The organism is Planktotalea sp., assembly GCF_049680325.1.
Lineage (GTDB): Bacteria > Pseudomonadota > Alphaproteobacteria > Rhodobacterales > Rhodobacteraceae > Planktotalea.
This window is the reverse complement of sequence record NZ_JBAUHO010000052.1, coordinates 1-3,175: the sequence shown is the minus strand read 5'-3', so window position 1 is coordinate 3,175 and position 3,175 is coordinate 1. Positions and strand designations below refer to the sequence as shown.

Below are 3,175 nucleotides of genomic sequence, written 5' to 3'. Positions count from 1 at the left end.
ATATTACTTCAAGGCACCTGACGGCTTGGATGATCGACTGGTTATCGCGGTTGATCCGATGCTCGCGACTGGCAATTCGTCGGTCGCTGCGATTGATCTGCTGAAAAAAGCAGGGGCCAAGAATATCCGTTTTCTTTGCCTACTTGCAGCGCCTGAAGGCGTTGCACGCATGAAAGCGGCACACCCGGATGTTCCTATTGTGACAGCGGCTTTGGATGAAAAACTGAACGAACTTGGCTATATTATGCCAGGACTAGGGGATGCGGGTGATCGGATGTTTGGTACAAAATAGAGGCGATATGGGGGGTTTAGCTGCAAGGTCGGCTAGACTCTGATCCGAATCTCAGGCAAGGTTTGCTCTCATCTGTGGGGGCAGAAAATGAACTTTAAACGATTCTTCGCGGTGTCGCTTCTTGCGGCAACTTGCGCTTTTACCTTTAGTGAAGCAGGCGCTCAGTCGCTTACCCGTGACGCTGGACCAGCGGAAATTCCGCCTGCGTCCTTCAAGGGCAATCAATATGTTGATAGCAAAGGCTGCGTTTACATACGCGCTGGCGTTGACGGCAATACCAACTGGGTGCCGCGCGTTGCGCGTTCGCGAAAAGTTGTTTGTGGTCTGTCGCCTAGCCTTGCAGGCGGCGGTGGCACGGCTGTAGCAGCAACGGCGAAGGCCGCAGCACCTGTCGAAATCGGTGTGAACTCGGTGGCACCAAAGTCGCCCGCACCATCCGCAGTTGCGGCGGCCACGCCTACAGTGCGCCCCGCACGTACAACTGTAGCAGAGGTGCTCGCACCCAAGCCGGTGCGCACAGTCGCATCCAAGCCCGCAGTGCGCACCGTACGTCCTGCGCCAACGCCAAAAGTGCAGCGCGTAAATATCCCTCAGCCAAGCGGTGTTCAGTTGCCGCAGCAACGTATGCAAACAGCGCGGGTTCAGGCCCCTGCCGTACAGCAGGTTCAACCCCGTGTTATTCGTGTAGCGCCGCAAGCACAGAACACAACAACAGCCCGCCGCGTTGCTGTTCAGCCCCGTACGGCATCTACGCAAACCTGTCAGGGTGCGTCGGCTGTTAGCCAGCGCTATATTGGTGGCCGTGGCACTGCCGTGCGCTGCGGACCGCAAGCAGGGTCGATCGTAACGACCCGCGCGGGTGATGTGCGCGGTGGTACCTTCCGTAGTGCCGATGGTCAGATTATGGCCAATGTCAGCCCTAACGCCCGTGTCGTTCCGCGCCACGTCCATGAGCGACAGCAAGCATCGCGCGTGACGTCGCCAACGCCTAAAGGCTACCGCAAAGCATGGGAAGATGATCGTCTGAACCCTAATCGCGCAAACCAGACTCTTGCGGGTAAAGCACAAACCGATCTGATCTGGACCCAAACTGTACCGCGCCGCTTGATTGTGCGCAGCACAGGGCGTGACGTGACGCGTTCTTTCCCGGGCCTGCTCTATCCTTATACGTCCGAAGCGCAGCAAGCTGCCGCGATCAACAATGGTGCGCAGATCCAGCGCCGCGTTGTGTCCTCCAAAGGGACGACAACAAAACGTGTTGTCCGCCAGCCAGCGGCGGTTCAGCAAGCACCGGCACGTGTTGTTGCGCGCGCAGCAAGCGCGCCGCGAAAGGTTCCTGTCGCATCTGGGAACCGCTTTATTCAGGTTGGTACGTTTGGCGTTGCGGGTAACGCGCAAAACACCGCGCAGCGTTTGCAGCGTATGGGTCTTCCTGTTCGCATCGGCAAGTTCACCCGCGCAGGCAAGCCAATGAGCATCGTCCTTGCGGGGCCATTTGGATCGTCCGCGCATACAAATGGTGCTTTGACCGCGGTTCGCAATGCAGGCTTCAGAGACGCCTTCGCGCGCAACTAAGCCAAGGCTTTTGTTTGAATTGGAAAAGGCCCTGCCAGATTGGTGGGGCCTTTTTTATTGGCCGGAATAGGCGCTTAAAGCCAGGTTGCATAATCTTTGATCCATTCAGCGCGCAGCATGTCACCCCGCCCCGGAAAGCCGTCTGGATGAATAGCAAAACTGGTTAAACGATCAGGCCTGAAGTTGCGAAATCCGCCCCGCAATTCACACCATGCCGCTAGAACAATGGCTTCGGAGTGATAGGCAATCGCAATCGGTAGAATGATACGTTCGCTGCTGTTGCCTTCGCCATTCACATAGCCAATCCTGAGCTTGCGTTCTTCGCGGATGGCGCGGCGAATATCGGACAAATCGACATTCTGTGGCTCCTCAACGCCCCAAGTCGAAGCAAAGAGGGTGCTGCTAAGTTGTGTCGCATCAGAGAGCTTCCGGCCTGCGCTGCGCGCCGCGCGCTTTAATCCCTTGTCGCCCGTGCGCGCGATCATTGCCAGACCAACGGTAATTGCCTCTGCCTCTTCCACATCGAAATTGATCGGTGGCAATTCATAGCCGGTCCGCATGACATAACCGACGCCTGCGGCCCCCTCGATAGGGACACGCGAGGCTTGGAGCGACGCAATATCGCGGTAAATGGTGCGCGGTGTGACCGCCAGCTCTTGTGCGATGGCCTGCGCCGTGACGGGCGTTCTGGCGCTGCGAAGCAGTTGGATGATTTCAAACATTCTCGCAGAGCGTGCCATGGCGGACCTCAATTAGAAGAATATCAGTTTAACACAACACTCCTGACAGATACATGTCAGTAGCGATGTGTTAGTGACGAACTGACACTTCTCGCTAGGCATGAAAATCAATGGAATACCCCAGCCCCAAGGCTAATGTCGGGATTGCGCTTTTGGTGCTCTCTGCGATCACCTTCAGCAGCGCTGGAATATTCACCAAGGCCGTTTCCGCCGACGCATGGAGCGTGATTTTCTGGCGGGGCTTAAGTGGAATAGTCTTTTCTGTCATTTTTCTCGCTTTGCGCGCCAAGGTGCGCGATGAAATGAGGCGCTTCGGTTGGCCAGCGTTGTTCGCTGCGCTTATCGGGGCCTCTGGCACTGCGGCGTTTATCCCCGCTTTCAAACTGACCAGCGTTGCGAATGTATCCTTGATCTGGGCAACTGCACCGTTCCTTGCCGCGCTTCTCGCGTGGATCACGATAAAGGAACGCCCGTCACGTTTGGTGATTGTGTGTAGCGTTTTCGCGTTGATCGGCGTGGCGATCACGGTGAGCGGCTCATTTGGCAGCGCGAGCCTGCTGGGGGATAT

The 3,175-nt window shown here is 56.9% G+C and carries 4 protein-coding genes; 3 read left to right on the top strand and 1 reads right to left on the bottom strand.

Annotated features, from left to right (window positions below; genetic code table 11):
- On the top strand, positions 1-292 hold a 292-nt coding region (upp, locus tag WBC85_RS02265), incomplete at its 5' end, for a uracil phosphoribosyltransferase (RefSeq protein WP_424433056.1).
- 87 nt (positions 293-379) lie between these two features.
- The gene (locus WBC85_RS02260; protein ID WP_424433055.1) at positions 380-1,867 is read left to right on the top strand and encodes an SPOR domain-containing protein; all 1,488 of its coding nucleotides are present in this window, start codon (positions 380-382) and stop codon (positions 1,865-1,867) included.
- A gap of 74 nt (positions 1,868-1,941) precedes the next feature.
- Here WBC85_RS02260 and WBC85_RS02255 read toward each other — a convergent pair whose 3' ends face one another.
- A complete protein-coding gene (locus WBC85_RS02255) occupies positions 1,942-2,607 on the bottom strand; it encodes a helix-turn-helix transcriptional regulator (RefSeq protein ID WP_424433054.1) in 666 nt (221 codons plus the stop codon).
- Between the two features lie 110 nt (positions 2,608-2,717).
- Here WBC85_RS02255 and WBC85_RS02250 point away from each other — a divergent pair.
- The coding region (locus WBC85_RS02250) for an EamA family transporter (RefSeq protein ID WP_424433053.1) at positions 2,718-3,175 on the top strand (458 nt) is incomplete at its 3' end.